Raw genomic sequence first — 20,871 nt, 5'->3', positions numbered from 1 at the left:
CAATCATCCCTTTTCACCAATCTTGATGTGCCTTTATGGTACAGGAGAACGGCCGGCGTTTCAAGCAGGGAGCCTAATCACCGGCACTGTTTATGTATTCTCTGTACCTTCTGTGGGCTGTGGCCTTGGAAAGATCGAATCCAAGCCCCCTGAGTGTTGCCGCCAGCTCATGAAAAGTAAGCCCGTTGTTTCTGAGGCGAACGATTTCCTCAACCGGCACTTCTTTTTTCCTTCGCCCCCCTTTGCCTCCTCCTTTTAAATTCCGGGCCGGTCTGTATCCATTTTCAACAGCCTGCCTCATTCCGCGCCGGATTTTCAGGTTATGGAGCTTCCGCTGGTGCTCTTCAACAATGGAGACGATATCAAGAACCATGGAATCTGTTTCGGAAAGAACAAGCTTCCCCTGGTCCTGAACGGTGCACACAGTGACACCAAGTTTATGAAGCTGATGGATTAACGCCATTTTTGCATTGCCTCTGCCAAGCCGGGTATCGTCCTGTATAAGGAGGGTATCTGCCTGCTTTTCACTGAAGACAGCGAGCATCTCAAAGATCCCGTCCCGGTCGATTTCATAGCCGCTTTGCTGTTCTTCGATCACCTTTACAACCCCGAGACCATACTTTTGGGCCAGGCCTTCAAGTTCGGACCTCTGCCTTGCCAGAGAGGATTCCTGTTCCTCTTTTTTCGTACTCACCCGTGTATATATCACTGCTTTTTTCACTTTATTCGGCTCCTTTTACGGGTACCGTCAGCTCCTGTCCTGCATAAATGACGGACCCTTCGAGTTCATTGTGGACCGTGATCCAGTGAATCACATTTTCCTTATTTGTATCAAGGTCATGATGCAGCTGGGATGCAATCGTCCAGAGAGTTTCACCCGGGGCAACCACGACATTTTCATGTTCATCCACTTCAAGCCCCCTGCTTTCTGTAGGCATTGTTGTAACGAGTATAAATAATAGGATAATACCTGCTGTAAATACATGCGGTCCATACTGTTTCATAAGTTTATTCATGACAGACACCTCTTATTGGGAATGTATGTTCGTATACAGTATAAAGGGAACAGCTGTTCCGGTCAAGGAAAAAGAGAACGGATGTTTGCACGAACATATGAACCGTGGTATAATGTTCCTGTACAATAAAGCAGCAGATGAAGTTTTATTCATACATAGGGGAAGTTTCCGGAATTTTCAGAGACATAAAATCGAAAGAGGTGCTCACATGACAAAGCTATCAAGACGCCAGCAGGATATACTGGATTACATTAAGGATGAGGTTAAGAAGAAAGGGTATCCCCCTAGTGTGAGGGAAATCGGGGAGGCCGTCGGTCTTGCATCCAGTTCCACTGTACACGGCCATTTATCCCGACTGGAGAAAAAAGGGCTGATCCGCCGGGATCCGACCAAACCCCGTGCCATAGAAGTAACGGGTCTTGAAGAGGAGAGTGCCGTTCCTCAGATATCGGAAAGTCCTTCCGTATACGTCCCTGTGATCGGTAAAGTAACCGCTGGTTCACCGATCACAGCGATCGAAAATATTGAAGAGTATATTCCTCTTCCATCCCGTATGGTTCAGGATGAAAAATCATTTATTCTTGAGATTCAGGGTGACTCCATGATCGAAGCCGGCATTTTTGACGGCGACATGGTGGTTGTGCGTCAGCAGCAGAGTGCTGATAACGGGGATATTGTCGTTGCCATGACAGAAGAGGACGAAGCAACCGTAAAACGTTTCTTCAGGGAGAAAGACCATATCCGCCTCCAGCCTGAAAACGAATCACTTGATCCGATTCTCCTTACAAACGTATCCATACTGGGAAAAGTAGTCGGCGTCTTCCGCACCGTTCATTAAAATATACAAAGAGGCTAGGACAAAACTCAGCTAAATAGAAGGGCCCTCACCGTCGGTGAGGGCCTTTTGCTGTAGGAAGTATGATTACGGTTGGTTGTTCAAAAATACACTCGCTTGCCGCGGGCAAGGCTTCAGCTAACCGGGGAAGATCACCCCGGTGGATCTTCAGCTCTTGCTTTTCCCGCAGGCGTCTCGTGATTTTTGAACAACCAACGAATATGTACACAGAAAGGATCCCTTCTGATAAAGCTAAATCGGAGGTATCCTTATGTTTAAGGATTAGAACATGAATCAAGTTGTTCTGTCGATAGACTTGTCCTATAAACTCCAGGAAAATGATGTTGCTTTTGCCGTCAATGATCTCGTTGAAGCCATACCCGATGAAGCCTTAAGTGGCTTCCTGCGTTCAACAGGCTGTCCAGCCTACCATCCAAAAATGATGATGAAGCTGATCCTGTACGCTTACACCGAAAGCCTCATCAACCATTTTCTGATCAACAAAAAGGTGCCAGCTATCGAAGATAGATAACTGACACCTTTTTTACTTTTCAGAGACTGTTTTGTCCCAGCCTCTTTTTCTGTACCTCAATGTTTATGAACGGGAATACCTTTTCATTCTTTTGTCCTGGTTTCTGTCAGCAACGATAAAACAGGCATGGATTGCCCCGGGCAGCCAGAAAAACAGAGTCAGAATCAGGTTAAGTACAGCCTGAAAAGGCCTTCCTGCCAACAGAACTGCCACCGGCGGCAGCAGGACAGCAAGCAGATACATCATAGCGCAGCTCCCCTTTCCTCTTCATACTTTTTAATATCCCCATATGAAGATGCTCAAACCGGTACCCGCTCCCGCAGGTCAGGATTTCTTGTAGCTCACTTCACCGCTGTCGTCCACAAACCCCCATCCACCGATGATCTGTTCTTTCACCTCGATCACATAGCCAACCTGTTCCCTTGCGAGCCGGAACGCTTCGTCCCGGTCTTCGATCGGTGTTCCATGGCCCTGTCTGTATTCCGGCAGGGTGTTGTGCGAGGAACCGCTGTCCCCTCTTAAGAGCAGTTCTTTTTCTGCATTCTGTGCCGACTTTACTTTGTAGTAGGTTCTGTTCATCATATCCCTCTCTTCTGTAACATTGGATCTCCCCAAAGATAAATTCGGCACGCACGCAGGTTCTCTGACTGTAATACATGAGAAAACCCCTTAACCGGAGGCTTAAGGGGTCTGAAAGCAGGTTTTAGTAAAGACTCATGTACTGCTCGCGCTCCCATGGGTGCACCTGGGTACGGAACATATCCCATTCGATTTCCTTTGCTTCCACAAAGTGCTCTAGAGCGTGACCACCGAGAGCCTTCTTCATTACTTCGTTCGTCTGAAGGTTGTTGATGGCTTCTTTAAGCGTCGCAGGGAGGGAGTCAATGCCTTCCTGGTCGCGCTCATCTTTATCCATTGCATAAATGTTGCTGTCCGTTGCAGGAGGCGGCGTCATTTCGTGACGGATGCCGTCAAGACCGGCTGCAAGCATGGATGCAATCGCAAGGTACGGGTTTGCTGCCGGGTCCGGACTGCGGACCTCAATACGCGTGCTCAGGCCGCGTGAGGAAGGAATCCGTACGAGCGGGGAACGGTTCCGCATGGACCATGCCACGTAACAAGGTGCTTCATAACCCGGAACCAGACGCTTGTAGGAGTTTACTGTCGGGTTCGTAAGAGCAGTAAACGCAGTGGCGTGAGTCAGGATGCCGCCGAGGAACTGCATTGCTGTTTCACTGAGCTGTCCTTCTGCATTTTCATCGAAGAAGGCATTTTCCTTGCCTTTAAACAGACTCATGTTTGCGTGCATTCCGTTACCGTTAACACCGAACAGAGGTTTCGGCATGAACGTGGCGTGAAGTCCGTGCTTACGTGCGATCGTTTTTACAACGAGCTTAAACGTCTGGATGTTGTCGCAGGTCGTGATCGCGTCAGCATATTTAAAATCGATTTCGTGCTGGCCGGGTGCCACTTCGTGGTGGGACGCTTCGATTTCAAAGCCCATGTCCTCAAGTTCTAGAACGATATCACGGCGGCAGTTTTCACCAAGGTCTGTCGGTGCTAGGTCAAAGTATCCGCCTTTATCATTCAGTTCGAGCGTTGGCTCGCCTTTTTCATCATTTTTAAAGAGGAAGAATTCCGGTTCAGGACCGATATTGAAATCGGTAAAGCCGAGTTCCTCCGCATCTTTAAGTACACGCTTCAGCACGCCGCGGGGATCACCCTCAAACGGGCTGCCGTCGGGATTATATACGTCACAGATCAGACGGGCAACTTTCCCTTTTTCCGGAGTCCACGGGAAGATGACCCATGTGTCGAGATCCGGGTAAAGATACATATCCGATTCTTCAATACGCACAAAACCTTCGATGGATGAACCATCAAACATCATCAGGTTGTCGAGTGCCTTTGGCAGCTGATCCACAGGGATCTCCACGTTCTTGATAATACCAAGCAGGTCAGTAAACTGCAGTCTGATAAATTTTACATTTTCCTCATCAGCCATTCTCATAATATCTTCTCTGGCAAATCTGCTTCCCATAAAAGTAAGTCTCCTCCTTGAAATTCCCCGTCTTCATTTCACCGGGATATAAATTTACTTGTACCACAATACTCTCTCTAATAAGGATGAGCCTGAATCTTTGTTTCTATCCTGGTGAGTTTGACTCGCATCCTTCTTTTATAACTGCTGAAAGTTCAGATGGACGGCCGGTCGAAACACCTCGCTCTCCTTTGATAATTCCATCCTATACAAAACCTGACCCGTCGTGTGCAAAGTTGTCAGATAATCTGACATACAAATTAAAAATCATACCCGGCCTCCAGAAAGCCGGGTTATGTATGTAGATGTCTGCACATAAGAAAAAAGGCAGGGACACTTTCCCCTACCCTTTTTAAAACCTGTTTAATCCTTTTTATCAGGCTGATGCAGAAGATTTTTCCCTGCAAGTGCCTCAAGGGCACCGGTTACGCCGATTTTCACATGTTCAAAGGTAAGGCCCCCCTGCACATAGGCTCTGTATGGAGCTCTCAGCGGTCCATCGGCAGTGAGTTCTATGCTCGCACCCTGAATAAATGTGCCGGCAGCCATGATCACATCATCCTCGTAGCCCGGCATATAACTGGGCTGCGGCATTACGTGGGCATCGACCGGAGAGGAAGCCTGAATGGCCTGGCAGAACGCGATCATCATTTCTTTTTCCGGAAAAGTGACCGCCTGGATGAGATCGGTCCGGGGCTCTCTCCAGGATGGCTCTGTATCCATGCCTGCCAGTTCAAGCAGCCTTGAAGTGTACAGCGCTCCTTTAAGAGCCTGATTTACTACGTGGGGTGCAAGGAAAAATCCCTGATACATCTCGAGGAGAGAATAAAGTGAGGCCCCTCCCTCTGCGCCTATTCCCGGGGCTGCCAGCCGGTTGGAGCAAAGGGCAATCAGATCCTCACGGCCTGCTATGTATCCACCGGTCTTCACTATACCCCCGCCCGGATTTTTAATCAGAGAACCTGCAATAAGATCTGCCCCGGCGCTGCAGGGTTCTTCGGTTTCAACAAACTCTCCGTAGCAGTTATCCACGAAAATAACAATATCGGGGTGGCTCTTCTTAATTTCCTGTACAGCCTCCCTGATTTCACGGATGAAAAGAGACGGCCTGTCGTCGTACCCCCGTGAACGCTGAATGCCGATCACCTTGACTGAGGGACTGATCCGGCTGACAACTTCCCCGGTATCAATCCTGCCGTTACGCAGGGGAACAGAACTGTAGGAAATTCCAAAGTCCCTTAGTGACCCTCCACCCGAACCACGGATTCCGATTACTTCCTCCAGGGTATCGTAAGGATCACCTGTAATATACATAAGCTCATCACCGGGTCTCAGGACACCGAACAGCGCAGTGCTGATTGCGTGTGTGCCTGAGACGATCTGGGGGCGGACAAGCGCTGCTTCCGCCCCGAAGACCCTGGCGTACACTTTTTCAAGTGTGTCGCGGCCTGTATCATCATAACCGTAGCCTGTGGAGCCGTTAAAATGAAAATCCGAAATGTTAAACTCCCTGAAAGCCTGCATTACTTTACGCTGATTGTATTCACTAATACTGTCCCGTTTTCGAAACAGCTCCTGCAGATCCGTGACTGCTTTTTCCGCCAGCTCATGTACCCAGCCGGTTTGAAGTGTCTGATTATCCATCTGTTACTCTCCTTGCTGTTCTGTGCTTTTCTGCTTCAGTTCATGGTAAACAGAAGATTCGGGAGAAGCGTATCCCCTTACCCGGTACCGTTCGTTTTCCTCATCAAACAGCCGCTCCAGAAGGATTGTTTCCTTCTGTAGACGGTGAAGCCATTTCCCTTCCCACGGTTCAATGTAAACAAAATACGGGGCGAATTCATTCTGCATAACAGCCTCGATCTTTTCCCTGAGCTTGTCCAGGTCCTCATTGTCAAATGCGGAAATAAGCGTTGCCGGACTGTCTGATGCGGGAAAGAAATTACTCTGAAGCATGTCCCGTTTATTATACACCTTCAATACCGGAATCGTCGACGCATCCAGATCCTCCAGCAGCTCCCGCACCGTCTGTTCATGATTGTAGTAATCAGGATCCGATGCATCCACCACGTGAAGAATCAGGTCCGCTTCCTTCACTTCCTCAAGAGTGGAACGGAAGGCGGCAACAAGAGTGGTTGGAAGCTGCTGAATAAATCCGACAGTGTCCGTCAGCAGCACGTTCATGCCGCTTGGAAGCCTGAGCTGTCTTGTAGTGGGATCAAGAGTTGCAAACAGCTGGTTTTCTGCATATGTTTCGGAGAGAGTGAGCTTGTGAAGCAGCGTACTCTTCCCGCTGTTTGTATATCCGATCAGGGCAATCTGAAAGGCTTCGTTACGTTTACGGCGTTCGCGGTACCGGGACCGGTGGGAAACAACCTGCTCAAGCTGGCGCCGGATCTCCGTCATACGTCCGCGGATATGCCGCTGGTCGATTTCAAGCTGTGTTTCACCGGGTCCCCTTGTACCGATCCCCCCGCCAAGCCGGGATAGGACGTGCCCCTGTCCTCTAAGGCGGGGCAGCAGATAGCTGAGCTGCGCGAGTTCCACCTGCAGTTTACCCTCCCGTGATTTAGCCCTGCCTGCAAAAATATCGAGAATCAGCTGGGTCCGATCCAGTATTTTCATATCAGTCTCAGCCGTTAAGTTACGTACCTGGGAAGGAGTGAGTTCATCATTAAAGATAATAACCGCTGCGTCCCTCTCTTCACAGAGCATTTTGAGCTCTTCCACTTTCCCTTTGCCGAGATAGGTGGTTCTGTCAGGTACTTCCCTGTTCTGTACAAGAATGTCTTCAACGGTGCCTCCTGCAGTTTGAACAAGAGCCTCCAGTTCATCCATTCTGTAGACAAAATCCTCTTCGTTGACACTGCCTGTTTTTACACCAACAAGTACAGCCTTTTCCTTATTTACACTATGCTTTTCCGACATAGACTCTCCCTCACTTCCTGCGGTGTCCTGAATAAGGGTACGGCAGAAAACCATATTTCTGCCGCCTCAGCCCGAATTCAGTTTATTATAGGACTTTACGAGATCTTCTGCCATGAGAACCTGAAGCGACTCCCTTCCGTAGTCATCTGCTTCAAGGAGTCTGACCGCCTGATGACGGATGGCCTTCTCAAGTACGTTTCTGATAAAACGTCCGTTGCTGAAATGCGCGCCTTCCCTGTTTTTCTCATTGTAAAGTATTTTTTTCAGCTGCTCGGCAGCCTGCCCGTTCAGCCGGTACTGCCACGTTTCCAGCATTCTTCCGGCGATCTGGCTGAGTTCACTGACCGAGTAGTCCGGGAAGTCAACTTTCAGTGGAAACCGGGAGGGCAGTCCCGGATTAAGGGCAAGAAAACGGTCCATTTCACGGGGGTATCCTGCCAGGATAAGAACAAAATCATGCTGCTGGTCCTCCATTGCCTTAACGAGTGTGTCGATGGCTTCCTTGCCGAAATCCTTTTCCCCGCCCCTTGCCAGGGAATAGGCTTCGTCTATGAAGAGAATTCCCCCCATTGCTTTTTTAATCAGCTCACGTGTTTTCTGGGCAGTATGGCCGATATATTCCCCCACCAGATCCGCACGCTCCGCTTCAATAAGATGGCCCTTCTCAAGTACTTCCATCTCTTTTAGCATACCTGCAACAATACGGGCCACGGTTGTTTTACCGGTACCCGGATTTCCCTTAAAGACCATATGAAGTGTCTGTTTATTTGCTGACAGACCGGCTTCCTGTCTCTTTTTATTCAGATAAATCCACGCATATACTTCTTTCATGAATGTTTTCATTTCACCAAGCCCGACAAGGGAGGACAGGGATTTTTCCACCTGCCGGAATGGAGCATGAACCTCATCTGTAAGAGGCAGGCCGCCATAGGAGCCTGCATCTGCGTTTTCCTGCTGTTTTTTTAAAACGATGTTGATCTGCCCTTTTTTTCTTATGCTGCTGTCTGCATGATGCAAAGGGGTCACCACCCTTGAGCGTTAAATTAACATTACTGCTACTGTAATATACGCAATCCGGCTCCGATCGTGACAGCCGCCTAATTCAAACCGCTGTTTATTGACAATTCTGAACATATGTTTTTATACTCGGATTAAACCAGCCGCATTACGGCAGGAAAAGAGGGATGCAGATGGCGGACACGGCAGATCATACTGACATCATTACCCCATTTCTTACAGAAGCATGTGAAGGTAAACAGGAAAGTACAATCAGACGCTATAAATATGACCTTGAACTGTTTACAGGCTGGTGCGGGGAAAACGGAACGCCTCCCGGCAGGTGTTTCAGCCCGGAACATGCAGATGCTTTCTTCCTATACCTATGCAATGATAAAGGGTATTCAATCCTGACAATCAGAAGAATTCTGTCGGTTTTAAAACAGTGCTTCCTGTATCACCGTCCATCGCGTACCGTCAGTCCATTTGACCGTCATCTCAGCAGCCAGACTGCTGAACACAGAAAAAACAGTCATAATTTCATTTCCACAGACGATATACAAAGACTTCTGAAAACAGTTCAGAGCAGCAGGGGTCTTTCCGAACATCAGCTGAAGAACTGGCATTTTTACCGGGACAGAAACCAGGCCATTATTCATCTGATGCTGTTTTACGGACTCAGTGTACAGGAAGTCACAGGCCTTGTCATGAATCAGGTGCACTTCCAGTCAGGGGTTATTGAACTGAGAAGCAGAAAAGGAAAACCCAGGTCCATAACACTGGACGATGGGGACAGAATTCTTCTTCACCGCTATTATCAGACTGTACCGGAACCGGTTCGTCCCCGATGGCATACCGGTGACCCCCTGTTCGCTGCATTTGATTTCCAGAGAGGAACGTACCGCTGGAATTATGAGGATGAGTCTCCAAAGCGGCTCACACCTGTGTCCGTTCAGAAAATGATCAGACAGGAAGTCAGAAGAGCCGGAATTCGCCGTGGAATAAGTGCACGCATGTTCAGGAGCACCTATATTCTTCACCGGCTTCTGGAGAACGCCACTGCTGAAGAACTGAAAGAGGAACTTGCCTTTACAACGGTACAGCCTCTCGATCCGTATAAAAACTATCTCATGACCTTCCCGGAGGAGACAGGGGCTTTTACTCCAATACCGCCGGAGCAGAGAAATCACCTCAGTTCCGGAAATGCGCTCAGGGAAGATAAAAACACATCCATCCTGTAAAAAGGGTGTCCGAAAAGACCTTCCGGTACTTTTTTGGACACCCTCTTTTTAACTTCCTGTATATTGACAGTATTGATTGTTCCGGCTATTACTGTCAGCTTTCCTGGTTAAGCTGAACGTTACGCTGCGGGGAAAAAGTTGAAATGGCATGTTTATAAACGAGCTGCTGCTTTCCGTCTGTATCTAAAATGACGGTGAAATTGTCGAAGCTTTTTACAAATCCTCTAAGCTGAAATCCGTTTAGCAGAAACACCGTCACCGGAATACTTTCTTTTCGTAACTGATTGAGGAACTGATCCTGAATATTTACTGTTTGCTGCTTCATTGTTTTTGTGCCCTCCCTGAAATGACATTATTATATTTATTCGCTGTTTAAAACAGCTTTCCTTCTATAAATTGTTTTACTTCCTGTTCCTTCTGGTCTGCTCCGTCCGTCACATCAAACCAGCGGACATCCATTTTGTTTCTGAACCAGGTGAGCTGCCGTTTGGCAAACCGCCTTGAATTCTGTTTGAGGCTGATGATCGCTTCTTCAAGTGAAATCAGCCCGTCAAAATACGCGTACATCTCCTTGTATCCGATGGCCTGGACAGACTGACAGTTCCGGATGTTCATGTCGTAGAGGTGCCTTGCCTCTTCCACAAGCCCCTCGTTCATCATAACATCCACTCTTTGGTTTATTCTCCCGTAAAGACGCTCCCTCTCCATCGTCAGTCCTGCCAGAGCTGTATGGTACCGGGGCTCGGAACTTTGCGGAGTATTGGGGGATAAGTCACTGAAACTGGCAACTTCAAGTGCCCTGATTACTCTCCTGACGTTATTAGGGTGAATGGACTCGGATGCTTTCCTGTCCTTTTTTGCCAGTTTCCGGTGAAGGGCCTCGTTGCCGAAACGCGCTGCATATGCTTCCATCTCCTCGCGGAATTCGGGATTCCCCTGTACTTCAGTAAAACTGTAACCGTAAATTACGGCATTCAGATAAAGACCGGTGCCACCGACGATAAAAGGAAGCTTCCCTCTTGAATGGATTTCATCAATCAGAATCCGGGCTCTATCCTGAAACTCCTGAACGCTGAAAGCCTCCCGGGGATCTTTTATATCGATGAGATGGTGCGGAACCCCCTGCTGTTCCTCAGGAGTAATTTTGGCTGTCCCGATATCCATTCCTCTGTACACCTGCATGGAATCACCGCTTATGATTTCGCAGTCAAGTGCTTTGGCAAGTTTTATGCTTAGTGCCGTTTTTCCCACTGCAGTCGGGCCTGCCAGTACGGCAAGTGGTTTTTTTGTCATGAGTCATCACCTGTCTGTTAGTCCATTATTGCGCTATCCTGCTTATTCCATACCCCGAAATGGTATGTTGCAGAAGGTCTTACTTCAACAGAGAAGCCCCCTTCCTGAAAACGCCCGGATCTGAAGTGGTCTTTCAGGACCACCCGTTTCCGTGCCACACGTCTGGCTTCACGCACTGCCTGATGAAATTCAGCTGTATCAGAGACTGTAGATACGAGATTTTTTAACGGTGACAGTCCGTCCGCGCCACTTACCTGCTCAGTAAACATCGGATCGAAATAAACGACATCAACAGAAGACTCAGGCATGGTCTTCAGCCATTTCAGATGATGATGCGCGAAAACCCGGATCCGTCTCATAGCCTCGTTAACTGACGGTACACCGGTCTCAAATTCCCGGAGACCTTCCTTGACGATGTGGCTCAGGACAGGATTGTGTTCCGTACCGAAAACTTTCCCACATTTTCCAACCGCTAAACTTGCAACCAGGGCATCAGCCCCGAGACCCAGAGTCATATCAGCAAAACTCATGCCCTGCTCAAGCCCTGCGGCCCCAATCATCGGGTCTTCACCGGTTTTCAGAAACACCTTTGCCCGGATCATTGCTGCGTTTGGATGATAAAAAAGTGGGCCGGTGCCTGGATTATGTAATGTAAGACGACTGGACTCGGCGACGAGAACGGGGCAGCGCCACTTTTTCTGAAGACCTGTAACTGAAAAGCGCCCTCTTTCCACGTAAGGAATTGAGAGGGCGGATGAGGCTTCTTCAGCACGTCTGAGCATAACCGGAGTTGCTTTCGGGGCTGTCGTTACAATCATGTTCGCTTCACTGCTTTCACTTGTTATTCAGGAAAATGTTTTCCTGTGTTTCAAATGTGCCGATTATAAGCTCAGCTTCATGCCGTACGTTCGCTTTCCGCGGCGGTGCGATGAGCCTCCTCGCGCTTCGCACTGCGGGGTCTCATCCGGCCCCCTGCTGCCGCAGGAGTCTCACTCCCGGCGTTCCGCTTCGCTTGTTACAATTAGACTCCGGGAGACGGCCAGTTACGACTGATTACCTGCCCAGACAGAATCCTGTACTACATTACCCGCTTAAACATCCGTTCCATTTCATATGTGGTAAAACGGAGTACTACCGGTCTGCCGTGTGGACAGGTGTACGGCTCTTCACAGGTTCGAAGTGTTTCCAGCAGCCGGTGCATCTCATCCTGACGAAGATAGCGGTTTGCTTTGATTGCTGCTTTACACGACATAAGGATCGCTGCTTCTTCTCTCATCTTTTTTACATCGGGAGCACGGCCATCTATAGCCAGATCTATCATTTCTCTGATCAGGGATTCCTCTTCCCCTTTAGGGAACCAGAAGGGATGGCTTCTTACAATGTAGGACCGCTGACCAAAGTTCTCAAGTTCAATGCCAACAGCCTGCAGTTCTTCATTTTTTTCAAGAACTGCATTTTCCTCTCTCTGTGTAAAATCAAATGTAACAGGTACGAGAAGATCCTGCTTCCTTCTCTCGACTTGTCCCACCTGCTCCCGGAAATACTCATACTTGATCCGTTCCTGAGCAGCATGCTGGTCGATGATAAAAAGACCCTCGTCGTTCTGGGCAAGAATATAGGTCCCGTGAAGCTGCCCGATTGGATACAGAACAGGCATAAGTCCCTCTTCCTGAGATTCAGCCGATTCACCAGGCCCATTTACCGGTTCGGTCCCAGCAGGTTTCTGATCAGCAGTATACGTACCTTCTTCAGAGCGCTCACTTTTCTCCCCACGCTCAGGTGCCGGCATTTTCCCCTGTTCCGGGCTGGTACTGACCGGGCCCGGGGCAGGTTCATGGACAGCGTTTGCCCCTTCTGCAAAGTCTGTTCCAGTTTCCTCTTTTTCCGGAGCAGCGTCCTGAAAGACCGGCCCTACAGCTTCCCTTTGGGGAGATGGCTGCTTCTGTTCGGAAATAATCGTGTCTTTACCGTTATCCGGAGTCAGATTAAACTCTGTCTGTTCGGAGTACTGTTTCTTTTTCCGGACAGGTGCACTCACTTCCGGAATTAGTTCGGTTTCCCGGAATCTCGCTTTTATCGTTTCCCGGATCAGATCAGTGAGCTCCTGCTCCTTGCTCAGCCTCACTTCCAGCTTTGATGGGTGAACGTTGACATCAATCAGGACAGGATCCATCGTGACACTGATAACAGTAACAGGATGCCTCCCGATCGGCAGCAGCGTATGGTAGCCTTCGTGAATCGCCCTTGTGACTGCAAAGTTTTTTACGAACCTGCCGTTTATCAGAAGTGAGATGTAGGAGCGGTTGGAGCGCGTTACCTCCGGTTTGGCAATAAAGCCTTCCACGGAAAAATCAAGAGAGCGGTTTTCGATTTTCATCATTTTCCGGGCCGTGTCTCTTCCATAAATGGCTGCGATTACTCTTAACCGGTCCCCGGCCCCGTTCGTTCTGAGGAGTTCTTTTCCGTTATGGTAGAGCTCAAATGATATTTCCGGGTGAGCAAGTGCAAGACGGTTTACAGTATCCGAGGTATGACCCAGCTCGGTATGAATGGTACGGAGATACTTCAGACGTGCCGGCGTGTTGAAAAACAGGTCCTCAACAAGCACCTCTGTCCCTTTCCTTGCCGCTGCCTTTGTTACCGCACCGGATTTGCCTCCTTCTATGACGATCCTGCTCCCATCCTTTTCACCGATACTGGTGGTAAGGGTCAGCCTGCTTACAGAGGCAATACTCGGGAGAGCTTCTCCCCTGAAACCAAGAGAGGTGATCCGGAACAGATCCCGGTCAGTTTTAATCTTACTTGTGGCGTGCCGGTAGAAGGCAGTCTCCACGTCGTCTGCTTCCATGCCGCTGCCGTTATCAAGCACCCTGATGGAGGAGAGTCCGCCTTCACTCAGGTCAACCCGAATCCGCGTGCTTTCGGCATCAATGGCATTTTCAACAAGTTCCTTCACTACCGATGCAGGCCGTTCCACTACTTCACCGGCAGCAATTTTGTTGGAAAGCTGATCGTCGAGTTTTCTGATAATACCCAAAGGTTTCCCTCCTTTTTCCGGCTATCTGCGGAGCTTTTTCTGAAGTTCGTGCAGAGTCTGAATCGCTTCAAAAGGTGTCATATGAAGAGGATCCAGCTCACTGAGTTCCCTGATGGCCTCTTTTTCCCCTTTTAACAGTCTGTCTTTCCCTCCGCGGACTTCCTGACCCGAAAACTGTCCAGGATCAAACAGGCTGAGCTGACCTTCTCCGTCGGGGCTCCTTTCATCCCCGGACTTCCCGGTTTCTTCAGGCGCCCCCGCTGTTACGGGTACTTTTACTTCTTCAGGTTTTTCCTCATTCCCTTTTTCCAGCTGCTCGAGGATGACACCTGCACGGCTGATGAGTTCCTCCGGAAGCTGTGCCAGTCGGGCCACGTAAATGCCGTAGCTTTTATCCGCTGCTCCTTCAATTACTTTGTGAAGGAAAACGACTTCTCCGTTCTCCTCGGCAGCTGATACATGCACGTTTTTCAGCTTCGGAAGTTCCTCTTCCAGCCGGGTCAGTTCATGATAATGAGTTGAAAACAGCGTTTTTGCTCCGATGTTCCGGTGGATGTATTCCATGATCGCCTGCGCCAGAGCCATTCCGTCATAAGTGGATGTTCCCCTGCCGATTTCATCAAGAAGAATGAGACTGCGGGCTGTCGCTCTGGTAACGGCGTGTCTTGTTTCCATCATTTCAACCATAAATGTACTCTGGCCCTGGGCGAGATCATCTGCCGCCCCGATCCGGGTAAAGATCTGATCAAAAACAGGAAGAACAGCATGCCCTGCAGGTACGTACGCCCCGCATTGAGCCATTACCGCACATAGAGCGAGCTGACGCATATACGTACTTTTACCAGCCATGTTCGGGCCCGTAATCAACAGCATTTCACGGTCTTTTCCGAGCCTGATATCATTAGGCACGTAGTCCCCTTCATCAATCATCTTTTCCACAACAGGATGACGGCCATCTGCGATGTCAACAGCGCCTTCGTTATTCATTTCCGGCTTAACATAATGATTCGCTTCGCTCACTTCAGCGAGACTCTGGAGGCAATCCAGCGTACTCAGTACTTTGGCAAGATCCTGAAGCCTGGAAATATAGGCAGCCACCTGTTTTCTGAGATCAAGAAAAATTTCGTATTCAAGCTTTCCGATCTTTTCTTCAGCTTCCAGAATCAGCGCTTCTTTTTCCTTAAGTTCAGGTGTTATGAAACGCTCTGCGTTTGCAAGCGTCTGTTTGCGCTCGTAACGGCCCTCCGGAAGGGATGCAAGATTTGAGCGGGTGACTTCAATATAATAACCGAACACTTTATTAAAACCGACTTTAAGAGATCGGATGCCGGTCTCTTCCCGTTCGTTTTTTTCAAGCTGGGTGATCCATTTTCTGCCGTTGCGAATGGCATCCCGGTACGTATCGAGCTGGTCATTGAATCCGTCCTTAATCATATCCCCTTCCGTCACTGAAACAGGCGGGTCGTCCCTCAGGCTTTCCTCCAGAAGCTCCCTGAGCGGTCCGCATCGGTCGACTCCTTCCACCAGCCGTGAAGCATAGGGATCGTCAAGCTGCAGGGCCGTTTCAAATATGGCCGGTACCCTTTCAAGTGAACGTCTCAGCTGTATAAGATCACGGGCATTTACCGTTCCAAACGCTACTTTTCCCGAGAGCCTCTCAAGATCATAGACATCCCTCAGCTGTTCTTTAAGCTCCTCGCGTTCAAAAAAGCGGTCCATCAGGCTTCCAACGGCACTGTGGCGCTCTCGGATTTTATCAGGATCAAGAAGAGGCCTGTCGATCCACTGTTTAAGCAGTCTGCCTCCCATGGCCGTCACCGTTTCATCAAGCAGCCATAAAAGGGATCCGTATTTCTTTTTTTCCCTGATCGTTTCGGTAAGTTCCAGGTTTCGTTTCGAGTGAACATCCATTTTCATATAATCGCCGGCAAAATAATAGACAGCAGGCTGAAGATGATCGAGGGACCGCTTCTTTGTCCGGTAAAGGTAGTTAAGCAGGCGGATGACCGTTACAGTAAGACTTTCATCCTGAAGACCGTCCACAAGCTCCCTCATCTCTGCAGGAAGGGACGTTTCATCCTCCTCTGAAAACGTTACGTTCAGTAATGAATTCAGATGGCGGCGCTTTTCGCCGGGGAACGATGAAGCTGCCACGATTTCCTTCGGGCTGTATGAGGCCGCTTCGTGCATAACAGCAGTCAGACCGTCCTGAAAGGAAGTCACTTTGATTTCCCCTGTTGTCAGATCCGCTGCTGCAAGGCCGTACCTGTCCCCGCTGAATTCAGAAAGAGCGAGCAGGTAATTGTTCTCTTTTTCATTTATGGCTGCTCCATCCATAACGGTTCCGGGTGTAATCAGCTGCACCACTTCACGCCTGACCACTCCTTTGGCCTGGGCAGGATCCTCTGTCTGCTCACAAATGGCCACTTTATACCCTTTTTCAATCAGTCTGGATATGTAGCCCTCACAGGAATGGTAGGGAACGCCGCACATAGGGATCCGGTCCTCCCCTTTTCCGCGGGCAGTCAGGGTGATTTCCAGTTCTTTCGCTGCCTTTACGGCATCCTCAAAAAACAGCTCGTAAAAATCTCCGAGCCGAAAAAATAAAAAGGCGTCCGTGTAGTCGGCCTTGATCTTCTGGTACTGCTGCATCATTGGGGTTTTCATCTGTTTCGACATCATCTTCCTCCACCTTGCATCTTTCGTGCCGTTTCTCTTATTGTGAGATTCATTATAACACAGACCACCTGTTTAGGAGAGGAGGCTGAAGGAAAAACAAAGCACCGGAAAGTTAAAATCCTGACATGTTTCTTTTGATATAATTTTTAAAACCCGTGATTGCTGCCCGGTCTCCCTCTCCTCTGAAAGTCTGCAATAATTTTATAAAAACCTCCTCAGTGTACTGAAGAAGTTCCTCACGGTCGTCTTCGGCAAATGCAGCGAGGATCCGGTCGGGAATTTCCGGAGATGGTAGATTTCCCTGTTTCACGAGCCATGCCATGTAGGTGAAAAGCGGCCTCGCACCGGGTATTTTTCCGGCCCAGGAGGAAAGGGTACGGTATTCAAACCCTCCGAAGCGGTTTGACCTTACATTACCGAGACACCCCCAGGTGCTTTTTCTTCTCCCTGCTTCCTGCCGGTTTTCCGTAAGGGCCCAGGGAATCGCAAGAAATGCATCAAGTTCCTTTGTTTTCCTGAATGAAGGCTGGAGACTCCCGAAATGAAAGTGCCCTCCGAGCATAAAGCGCCCGAAAGGATTGGCCCCTCCTCTGATCTCAGCGCTTATAAGTCCTGCCTGCCGTACCGCTTTGCTGTACAAGCTGAGCAGGTTTGAATGCAGTTCTTCACCTGAAGAGGCCGGGGATGGACGAAGCTCAAATACCGGCTTGTAAAAATTGTATCCTTTACGTATGAGGGCGTCGTCTGTATCCGCTTCCGCCCTGCCGGAATTAATCTGTACTGCTTTCGGTCTCTCCGTGCCGGTTCCGAAAATCATATATTCTGCGTCAGCTCCGAATGTGACAGAGTTTTTCGGGACTGTTTTCTCTTCAGGTACTTCACCGGGCTCATCGGGACGGATGGAGGTGAGATAAATATCCTTACCTCTTCGCTCAGCTTCCGCCGTATAGTTTGTCAGACCCAGTGCAAGGGCAGCACGCTGAATCATTTCAAGCATTTCATGCCCTTTATAAAAAGAGGAGACACCGTCTCTTGTAAACTCCTTGCCTGTCTGACTCTCCGGGAGATGAATCGTGATCCGGTGAATATTGTACTCTGCCGCTGATAGACCAATCCGCAGCATTCCAGTTCTGCCTGTCTCTGTTTTTACGCCATAGGCAGTAAGACGATTCAGCTTACTTCCACTCCTTCTTTAAGGGTTTATTTGGATAACACAGAGTCTTCAGCCTCTGCAGTCCTGCTTTTCTGCCGCAGCAAAAAAATAAAGGCAACCTCTAAGACTTGAACGGTCTCGTAAGGTTACCTTCATATGTTTATTCTTCCAGGTCTCCCATCAGGAAGTTTGGATCCAGGTCCTCGAAAGCTTCATCCTCCACATCGTAATCCCAGACTTTAGCATCCCAGTCATCGCCTGAGAAGTCCGGATTACAATAGACACAGACTTTCGTTTCGCCGATTACCTCTACAACAAATTCCCGCTCCACCTGTACGTTTACATCTGATCCGTTTCCGGCAATGGTCGCTTCCAGCGTATTCGGCTGCTGGATGGCTCTTGCCAGCACATCGATGTCATCCGACAGGACGTTTTTGTCCTGCATTGCCAGCGGCACAATGTCAGTGTAGGAGACCGTTTCTGTTGCCACATTCGTTTTCGTATTGTTGCTGTAGGAATACCAGATATTAATGTCGTATCTGCCATTTACCTCCACAGCATCTCCCTTTTTCCCTGCGTCATACTTGTGATTGATGATCCAGCACCCCAGGATACTCGTTGGTGTATGGGACGGTGTAATGTCGTGGCTCGCCTGGGAGAACTTTCTCCCTTTTCCGCATACAGCCTTCGTAATAATCTCTCTGTAATTTAGATCTTTGTCTGCTGGTGACATGCAATTCCCTCCTCAAACAATTGATTGACTCACAGCAAATCAAACTGAAAAATCATAACAGTTCCATTGGCATCGTATGCAGGACATCCGGCCATTGTGATAAAAGAATTACTGCGTTACTTCAGCCTATGTGAACAAACATCCGATTGTTACTGAAACCGGGCGGAAAGAATGAGAGACGCAGAATCGCTGTAATCTTTCCACCTCCGTTTTAAGAGTGTTCAGTGGACTGCGTTTATTCAGACCTTTACGTAAGTTCATTTATTTATATGAGAGGTTTTTCTTGTTCATGCCATCATAATTGAGATTGATATTTTTGAAGGAAGTATAGGTCGGTTTTTAATACGGTACGTGAAATATTTAATCCGGACTTGAAAAAAGACCACCCTTGTACGGGTGGTCTTCGGGGCCGGTCAGCAGCCTGAGCCGAACGGACTTTTCGTTGTTGTGCCTTTCAGTACGTCACCGCCGGTTGATTTAATAATCTCATCGGTGACCGCATTTGAAATTGTCGTTGAGACAAATTGAAGGAGACTGTTCACTTCAGTCTGGGACTGCTTGAACTCTTTTACAATTGGAATCTCATCGAGCTCATCCTGAAGAGCGTCAATTTTTGCCTCGGTTTTTTTGAGGGCTTCTGTTTTATTGTAGTGCTGAAGGTTAACCGCTTCTTTCTGCAGCGCCTTAATTTTTGCGATAATTTCCTGGACACGGACGTTTTCATTGATTTGAAGTTCCGCGCGCTTGAAAAAATCAACTTCTTCTGTGTCCGCCATCACTTTGGCAAGCTCCCTGGCTTTTTCGATAACTTCTTTTTTTGTATGTGCCATTTTATGATTTCACCTCTGCAGTTTCGACTGTCTGGCCATTGAGTGACCAGGTTTTCGCTTCTGTTATTTTAACGTTCACAAGCTCACCGATGCAAGACTCGGGTGCCTTGAAGTTTACAAGACGATTTGTTCTTGTACGTCCTGCAAGTGTTTCAGGGTCTTTTTTGCTTTTTCCTTCAACCAGAACTTCAACGACTTGGCCTTCCAGCGGCTTGTTCTTTCTGGCCGACAGTTCATTTACAAGCTCATTCAGGCGGCGCAGGCGGTCCCGCTTCACATCATGGGGAACGTTATCCTCCATCTTTGCAGCCGGTGTACCGTCCCTCGGGGAATAAATGTAGGTGAAGGCGCTGTCGTATTCCATTTCCTCTACAAGAGAGAGAGTATCCTCAAACTGCTCTTCCGTTTCATTTGGGAACCCTACAATGATATCGGTTGTAAAGGAAGCATGGGGAATCGCCTGTTTAATCTTCTTCGCAAGCTCCACGTATGACTCACGGGTATACTTTCTCGCCATCAGCTTGAGAATCTGATTATTTCCGCTCTGAACAGGCAGATGAATGTGCTCCACAAGGTTTCCGCCCTTGGCTAGCACTTCAATCAGATGGTCATCAAAGTCACGCGGATGGCTGGTTGTGAACCGGACTCTCGGAATGTCAATCTTCCTGATTTCATCCATCAGATCACCAAGCCCGTAATCCATATCCGCCAGATCTTTTCCGTAGGCGTTAACGTTCTGACCAAGAAGGGTGATTTCCTTGTAGCCGTTTCTTGCAAGGTGCCTCACTTCTTCGATAATATCCTCCGGGCGGCGGCTTCGTTCTTTTCCTCTCGTATAAGGAACGATGCAGTAGGTACAGAACTTGTCGCAGCCGTACATAATGTTCACCCAGCCCTGAATCTGTCCTTTCCGGGCACGGGGCATGCTTTCAATAATGTCCCCTTCCTTGGACCAGACTTCCACGACCATTTCCTTGCTCATAATGGCGTCCTGAAGCAGGTTCGGAAGACGGTGGATATTGTGGGTCCCGAAAATAAGATCCACCTGCTGGTGCTTTTGCATGATCCGGTTTACAACGGATTCTTCCTGTGACATACAGCCGCAGACACCAATAACCAGCTCGGGACGCTCCAGCTTCATGTTTTTCAGGTTTCCGATTTCGCCGAAAACCTTGTTTTCAGCGTTTTCACGTATGGCACACGTGTTGATCAGAATCACGTCGGCTTCATCTGCAAGCGATGTTGACTCAAAACCCATGTTGAGCAGGATTCCGGCCATATTTTCGCTGTCATGTTCATTCATCTGACAGCCGTAAGTGCGTATCAGGAATTTCTTTCCTTTTCCGATTCCGCGCATCTGTTCCGGTACTTCAAAATCGTAATGAATCTCTACATTTTCCTTGCCCCTCTTCTTTGCCTGTTTCAGGTTTGGAGGAACATATGTGGTCTGGAAATACTGGGAGTAATCCTTTTCCTGTACGGATTTTTTGTCCGGGGAAGAAGGACGGTTTCCAGTCTGCGTCTGAAATTTGCGCTGTTCTTCATTCATTTGGTCTC

Annotated in this window: 19 protein-coding genes and 1 pseudogene; 3 read left to right on the top strand and 17 right to left on the bottom strand. The window is 48.7% G+C overall.

Features of this window, described 5'->3' with window-relative positions; genetic code table 11:
• Nucleotides 1–73 precede the first annotated feature (73 nt).
• A complete protein-coding gene (locus tag FGB90_RS03040; RefSeq protein ID WP_138809093.1) occupies nt 74–721 on the bottom strand; it encodes a YneB family resolvase-like protein in 648 nt (215 codons plus the stop codon).
• A 1-nt stretch (nt 722) separates the two neighbouring features.
• Entirely contained in the window at nt 723–1,016 is a 294-nt protein-coding gene (gene yneA, locus FGB90_RS03035; RefSeq protein ID WP_138809092.1) for a cell division suppressor protein YneA, read from the bottom strand.
• 208 nt (nt 1,017–1,224) lie between these two features.
• On the opposite strand from yneA, the gene lexA reads away from it, so the two are divergent.
• Complete coding sequence (gene lexA, locus FGB90_RS03030) at nt 1,225–1,854, top strand: transcriptional repressor LexA (RefSeq protein WP_138809091.1); 630 nt, start codon at nt 1,225–1,227, stop codon at nt 1,852–1,854.
• A 286-nt stretch (nt 1,855–2,140) separates the two neighbouring features.
• Nucleotides 2,141–2,338 (top strand): annotated as a pseudogene (locus FGB90_RS03025) (transposase); the annotation flags it as partial.
• A gap of 108 nt (nt 2,339–2,446) precedes the next feature.
• Here FGB90_RS03025 and FGB90_RS03020 read toward each other — a convergent pair.
• The 6 genes from FGB90_RS03020 to spoVK all read right to left on the bottom strand — a co-directional run bounded on the left by FGB90_RS03020 (nt 2,447) and on the right by spoVK (nt 8,369).
• On the bottom strand, nt 2,447–2,629 hold the full coding sequence (locus FGB90_RS03020; protein ID WP_138809089.1) for a YqaE/Pmp3 family membrane protein: 183 nt from the start codon (nt 2,627–2,629) through the stop codon (nt 2,447–2,449).
• 78 nt (nt 2,630–2,707) lie between these two features.
• The gene (locus FGB90_RS03015; protein WP_138809088.1) at nt 2,708–2,965 is read right to left on the bottom strand and encodes a hypothetical protein; all 258 of its coding nucleotides are present in this window, start codon (nt 2,963–2,965) and stop codon (nt 2,708–2,710) included.
• Nucleotides 2,966–3,086: 121 nt separating this feature from the next.
• Complete coding sequence (gene glnA, locus FGB90_RS03010) at nt 3,087–4,424, bottom strand: type I glutamate--ammonia ligase (RefSeq protein WP_138809087.1); 1,338 nt, start codon at nt 4,422–4,424, stop codon at nt 3,087–3,089.
• A gap of 363 nt (nt 4,425–4,787) precedes the next feature.
• Nucleotides 4,788–6,068 carry a methionine gamma-lyase family protein gene (locus FGB90_RS03005; protein ID WP_138809086.1) on the bottom strand — a complete coding sequence of 427 codons (1,281 nt, stop codon included), beginning with the start codon at nt 6,066–6,068 and terminating at the stop codon, nt 4,788–4,790.
• A 3-nt stretch (nt 6,069–6,071) separates the two neighbouring features.
• On the bottom strand, nt 6,072–7,352 hold the full coding sequence (gene hflX / locus FGB90_RS03000; RefSeq protein WP_138809085.1) for a GTPase HflX: 1,281 nt from the start codon (nt 7,350–7,352) through the stop codon (nt 6,072–6,074).
• Between the two features lie 66 nt (nt 7,353–7,418).
• Nucleotides 7,419–8,369 (bottom strand): stage V sporulation protein K, encoded by a 951-nt coding sequence (gene spoVK / locus FGB90_RS02995; protein WP_138809084.1) that lies wholly within the window; start codon nt 8,367–8,369, stop codon nt 7,419–7,421.
• A 173-nt stretch (nt 8,370–8,542) separates the two neighbouring features.
• Between spoVK and FGB90_RS02990 the strand changes: the two genes are divergently transcribed.
• Nucleotides 8,543–9,589, top strand: a complete 1,047-nt coding sequence (locus FGB90_RS02990) for a tyrosine-type recombinase/integrase (RefSeq protein WP_171051673.1) — start codon at nt 8,543–8,545, stop codon at nt 9,587–9,589.
• Between the two features lie 94 nt (nt 9,590–9,683).
• Here FGB90_RS02990 and hfq read toward each other — a convergent pair whose 3' ends face one another.
• From hfq to miaB, 9 genes are all read right to left on the bottom strand, one after another.
• The gene (gene hfq / locus FGB90_RS02985) at nt 9,684–9,914 is read right to left on the bottom strand and encodes an RNA chaperone Hfq (protein ID WP_138809082.1); all 231 of its coding nucleotides are present in this window, start codon (nt 9,912–9,914) and stop codon (nt 9,684–9,686) included.
• 47 nt (nt 9,915–9,961) lie between these two features.
• The gene (gene miaA, locus FGB90_RS02980) at nt 9,962–10,882 is read right to left on the bottom strand and encodes a tRNA (adenosine(37)-N6)-dimethylallyltransferase MiaA (protein ID WP_138809081.1); all 921 of its coding nucleotides are present in this window, start codon (nt 10,880–10,882) and stop codon (nt 9,962–9,964) included.
• A 17-nt stretch (nt 10,883–10,899) separates the two neighbouring features.
• Nucleotides 10,900–11,700, bottom strand: coding sequence for a class I SAM-dependent methyltransferase (locus tag FGB90_RS02975; protein ID WP_138809080.1), 801 nt, complete (start codon nt 11,698–11,700; stop codon nt 10,900–10,902).
• 260 nt (nt 11,701–11,960) lie between these two features.
• Entirely contained in the window at nt 11,961–13,919 is a 1,959-nt protein-coding gene (mutL, locus tag FGB90_RS02970; protein ID WP_138809079.1) for a DNA mismatch repair endonuclease MutL, read from the bottom strand.
• Between the two features lie 21 nt (nt 13,920–13,940).
• Nucleotides 13,941–16,598 carry a DNA mismatch repair protein MutS gene (gene mutS / locus FGB90_RS02965; protein WP_138809953.1) on the bottom strand — a complete coding sequence of 886 codons (2,658 nt, stop codon included), beginning with the start codon at nt 16,596–16,598 and terminating at the stop codon, nt 13,941–13,943.
• 112 nt (nt 16,599–16,710) lie between these two features.
• Nucleotides 16,711–17,721 (bottom strand): putative amidoligase domain-containing protein, encoded by a 1,011-nt coding sequence (locus tag FGB90_RS02960; RefSeq protein WP_138809078.1) that lies wholly within the window; start codon nt 17,719–17,721, stop codon nt 16,711–16,713.
• A 190-nt stretch (nt 17,722–17,911) separates the two neighbouring features.
• Entirely contained in the window at nt 17,912–18,484 is a 573-nt protein-coding gene (locus tag FGB90_RS02955) for an outer spore coat protein CotE (RefSeq protein ID WP_138809077.1), read from the bottom strand.
• A 413-nt stretch (nt 18,485–18,897) separates the two neighbouring features.
• Nucleotides 18,898–19,314: a YlbF/YmcA family competence regulator gene (locus FGB90_RS02950; protein WP_138809076.1), complete on the bottom strand. Its 417-nt coding sequence runs from the start codon at nt 19,312–19,314 to the stop codon at nt 18,898–18,900.
• 1 nt (nt 19,315) lies between these two features.
• Nucleotides 19,316–20,863: a tRNA (N6-isopentenyl adenosine(37)-C2)-methylthiotransferase MiaB gene (gene miaB, locus FGB90_RS02945; protein ID WP_138809075.1), complete on the bottom strand. Its 1,548-nt coding sequence runs from the start codon at nt 20,861–20,863 to the stop codon at nt 19,316–19,318.
• Between the last annotated feature and the right edge of the window lie 8 nt (nt 20,864–20,871).

Origin of the sequence: Alteribacter natronophilus (assembly GCF_006007885.1) — a bacterium.
Classification (GTDB): Bacteria; Bacillota; Bacilli; order Bacillales; family Salisediminibacteriaceae; genus Alteribacter; species Alteribacter natronophilus.
Note: the sequence above shows the minus strand (reverse complement) of the source record. Positions and strands in the feature narration are given on the sequence as shown.

Excerpts from the sequence above, each read along its gene's own strand:
- yneA (WP_138809092.1), bottom strand. The coding sequence starts at position 1,016 with ATGAATAAACTTATGAAACAGTATGGACCGCATGTATTTACAGCAGGT.
- lexA (WP_138809091.1), top strand. The coding sequence starts at position 1,225 with ATGACAAAGCTATCAAGACGCCAGCAGGATATACTGGATTACATTAAG.
- FGB90_RS03020 (WP_138809089.1), bottom strand. The coding sequence starts at position 2,629 with ATGATGTATCTGCTTGCTGTCCTGCTGCCGCCGGTGGCAGTTCTGTTG.
- FGB90_RS03015 (WP_138809088.1), bottom strand. The coding sequence starts at position 2,965 with ATGATGAACAGAACCTACTACAAAGTAAAGTCGGCACAGAATGCAGAA.
- glnA (WP_138809087.1), bottom strand. The coding sequence starts at position 4,424 with ATGGGAAGCAGATTTGCCAGAGAAGATATTATGAGAATGGCTGATGAG.
- FGB90_RS03005 (WP_138809086.1), bottom strand. The coding sequence starts at position 6,068 with ATGGATAATCAGACACTTCAAACCGGCTGGGTACATGAGCTGGCGGAA.
- hflX (WP_138809085.1), bottom strand. The coding sequence starts at position 7,352 with ATGTCGGAAAAGCATAGTGTAAATAAGGAAAAGGCTGTACTTGTTGGT.
- FGB90_RS02990 (WP_171051673.1), top strand. The coding sequence starts at position 8,543 with ATGGCGGACACGGCAGATCATACTGACATCATTACCCCATTTCTTACA.
- hfq (WP_138809082.1), bottom strand. The coding sequence starts at position 9,914 with ATGAAGCAGCAAACAGTAAATATTCAGGATCAGTTCCTCAATCAGTTA.
- miaA (WP_138809081.1), bottom strand. The coding sequence starts at position 10,882 with ATGACAAAAAAACCACTTGCCGTACTGGCAGGCCCGACTGCAGTGGGA.
- FGB90_RS02975 (WP_138809080.1), bottom strand. The coding sequence starts at position 11,700 with ATGATTGTAACGACAGCCCCGAAAGCAACTCCGGTTATGCTCAGACGT.
- mutS (WP_138809953.1), bottom strand. The coding sequence starts at position 16,598 with ATGTCGAAACAGATGAAAACCCCAATGATGCAGCAGTACCAGAAGATC.
- FGB90_RS02960 (WP_138809078.1), bottom strand. The coding sequence starts at position 17,721 with ATGCTGCGGATTGGTCTATCAGCGGCAGAGTACAATATTCACCGGATC.
- FGB90_RS02955 (WP_138809077.1), bottom strand. The coding sequence starts at position 18,484 with ATGTCACCAGCAGACAAAGATCTAAATTACAGAGAGATTATTACGAAG.
- FGB90_RS02950 (WP_138809076.1), bottom strand. The coding sequence starts at position 19,314 with ATGGCACATACAAAAAAAGAAGTTATCGAAAAAGCCAGGGAGCTTGCC.
- miaB (WP_138809075.1), bottom strand. The coding sequence starts at position 20,863 with ATGAATGAAGAACAGCGCAAATTTCAGACGCAGACTGGAAACCGTCCT.